The organism is Caballeronia ptereochthonis, from assembly GCF_001545075.1.
GTDB classification, from domain to species: Bacteria; Pseudomonadota; Gammaproteobacteria; order Burkholderiales; family Burkholderiaceae; genus Caballeronia; species Caballeronia ptereochthonis.
Genome location: NZ_FCOB02000084.1, coordinates 1 through 2,590 on the forward strand (window position 1 = coordinate 1; position 2,590 = coordinate 2,590).

The following is a 2,590-nucleotide window of genomic DNA, read 5'->3' on the forward strand; positions in this document are numbered from 1 at the left end:
CCATTGGCGGCGCGAACTCCAATCGGAATGGAAGCCCAACTGCCGCCCCGCAGATCGTGGCCGCGACATTCCCTCTCGGGTACTGATGGGAAGTAGGCAAACAACCACTGAGTCGCTTTCCGGTGTAACGATTTCAAAGACCGACAGCAAGGCGAAATCCCTGAGTGGAATCGCGCTTACCCATCGATGCGGCGGTGGTAACAAGCGCGATCTCACCCGCTTGCACAGCGATCGCACCCACTCCCGACGCAACTGCTTGACTTAATCCCGCTACATCGCCGATCAAGGCAACGAAGGCTGCGTTTCGGGCGCGGGAATCGCCGAATTGCGCCGCCTCCTTATAGGTTCGAAGATCGGCTTTGAAGTTAGCGGCGCTGGTTGCAAACCCGGCAATCCCCGCGAACGTTGTGGCAAATTGCGATGACCCTAGAGCGCTCCCTACTGCGATCGCATTTGCGCCGGCTTGCACTACTGCATCCTGACTCGCATTCCCATTTCTGTTAGCACCGAGCGTCTGCATGAATGTACCCCATGCACCGAATGCCGCGGCGACGTTTGACGAAGTTTGAATTGTTGTAATGCCAGACATCTTCTTTTCCTATTTATTGACTTCAAAGATCCACTGCAAGACGGAAACCTTGTGTGGAATTGCGTCTATCAGAGTTGGCGCCGCCGCGGACGGCCGCACGGACTGAATAGACGATTGACGCCCAACTGCCGCCACGAAGGATGTGGCCCCGGCATGCACTTTTGGGTGGGACGAGCGCTGGAGGTAGTGGTGTGTAGTCTTCCCATGAACAGTTGGACATCCACTGAGTCGCATTGCCCAGCATGTCGTATAGGCCCCATGGATTAGGCTGAAACGAGCCCACGGGCGAGGTCCAGAGGAAGCGGTCGTTGCAGGGTGCGACGGGGATATCCGGGTCGAGCGCTCTTGCAGTTTCATCGCGCGCATTTTCGTAACGGCACTGCTCCTGCCTGCTATTGCCCCAATACATCGGCGTGGCCGTGCCGGCGCGCGCGGCGTACTCCCATTCCTGTTCGGTCGGCAAGCGGTAGCGATGCACGGTCTTTCCCACAAGCCTTTCGTTCAGCCATTCGATGTATTGCTGAACGTCATTCCACGACACGCAGACCACCGGATCGTCGTCGGTCTGAGGGAAGCCGGGGTTCTGCCAATCAGCGTCGGGAACATCCTGCCAATCTGTACGCTTGAATGTTCTGCAAGCTTCGCCGTTGAATCCCGTCTCTTTCGCAAAGACTGCGAATTGCTTTCTGGTGACAAGAAAACGCCCGAGCGCAAACTTCTTCACCTGTACGGGATGCCGTGGAGTCTCCGCGTCATACATCGATTTAAAATTCCCGGGCTGTCCTTCAAATTCCTCCTTCGTCGCGCCCATCATGTATCGCCCGGCTGGCAGGACGACCATCTCGGAACAGTCCTCGCAATCCTTAAAGGTAGTCAGTGGCGCTGTTGTCTTGGCTGAGACTGGCGATGTAGTTAATGCAGCGAGAAAGGCGAACTGAATCAACATCCAGTTCCTGCGTCGTCCGGTCATCTGTTCTCCGGTAGGTTTAGAAAGAGGGGTTGGCGTGTGAGTCACTGCACGTCTTCGCGGCCACCCGACCGAGCATCAACGTCGATACGCTTCCGCTTTAGATTCAGACAGTTTGAAATATCATTCAGCGCGAGGAGGCGCGGGGAAAGGTCGTCTGACATGCTCGCGCGACTGCGAACGGTCGAGCGGTAACGCCTACTCGATGGGCAAAACGTAAAGGAGATTTATTTCAAGAGGAACGAGGGAAAACCTTTAATCCAAAAACACTGACAAGAGGCAGTACTTAAAATGAATTTTCTTGAAAATCGAAAAGCCGGGCTATCGTTTATGTCGCGTCCCCCTCTCCCGCCCTTCGCCACCTTCGTAATCCAGATCAGCGGAATGATTAGCTGATTATCGAGTTCCTGGAAGTAGTCGCGTATCCCATAGATGGTATACATCCCGAAACCAATCACAGCGGAGACTCCGCCGATCACGCCAGCAGCCGTACTCATTGATTCTGCGGCGGTGGCGAGCGCAGCTTGACCCGTCTGTTGGGCGATGACACCCACTCCCGATGCAACCGCCTCGCTCAGTCCCGCCGCGTCACCGACCAACGCGACAAAGGCCGCGTCCTGAGCGCGAGCATTGCGATCAGCCACTGCCTGTCGATAGGCTTGCAAATCAGCGCCCCAATTGATCATGCTAGTCGCAAAACCTCCGATTCCAGAAAAGGCTTGAGCAAACTGAGAGGAACTGAGCGCACTTGCCGCAGTGACGAATGAAGCTCCGGCTTGTACTACGTCCTGTTGTTCTGCATGGCCCTTTCTGTATGAATTGAGCGTCTGCGTGAAGCTACTCCAAGCACCCATCGCCGCAGCGATATTAGAAGAAGTTTGAATATTTGTAATGCCCGGCATTTTATATCCCTATGTATTTTAGTTAAAGTCCAATCGCAAGGCGAAATCCCTGTGCGGAATTGCGCTTGTCTGTATAGTTGCCCCCTCTTCCCGCTGCGCGAACCGCAAATGGAATCGACGCCCAACTAGCGC

3 protein-coding genes are annotated in these 2,590 nt (G+C 55.1%); all 3 read right to left on the reverse strand.

Features of this window, described 5'->3' with window-relative positions:
• Window positions 1-133: 133 nt before the first annotated feature.
• Window positions 134-589 (reverse strand): hypothetical protein, encoded by a 456-nt coding sequence (locus AWB83_RS36380; RefSeq protein WP_143750164.1) that lies wholly within the window; start codon window positions 587-589, stop codon window positions 134-136.
• A 22-nt stretch (window positions 590-611) separates the two neighbouring features.
• Window positions 612-1,559 carry a formylglycine-generating enzyme family protein gene (locus AWB83_RS35505; RefSeq protein ID WP_087050258.1) on the reverse strand — a complete coding sequence of 316 codons (948 nt, stop codon included), beginning with the start codon at window positions 1,557-1,559 and terminating at the stop codon, window positions 612-614.
• A 224-nt stretch (window positions 1,560-1,783) separates the two neighbouring features.
• On the reverse strand, window positions 1,784-2,458 hold the full coding sequence (locus AWB83_RS35510; protein ID WP_143750165.1) for a hypothetical protein: 675 nt from the start codon (window positions 2,456-2,458) through the stop codon (window positions 1,784-1,786).
• Window positions 2,459-2,590: the final 132 nt, after the last annotated feature.

Coding starts and splice junctions, on each gene's coding strand:
- AWB83_RS36380 (WP_143750164.1), bottom strand. CDS start 589: ATGTCTGGCATTACAACAATTCAAACTTCGTCAAACGTCGCCGCGGCA.
- AWB83_RS35510 (WP_143750165.1), bottom strand. CDS start 2,458: ATGCCGGGCATTACAAATATTCAAACTTCTTCTAATATCGCTGCGGCG.
- AWB83_RS35505 (WP_087050258.1), bottom strand. CDS start 1,559: ATGACCGGACGACGCAGGAACTGGATGTTGATTCAGTTCGCCTTTCTC.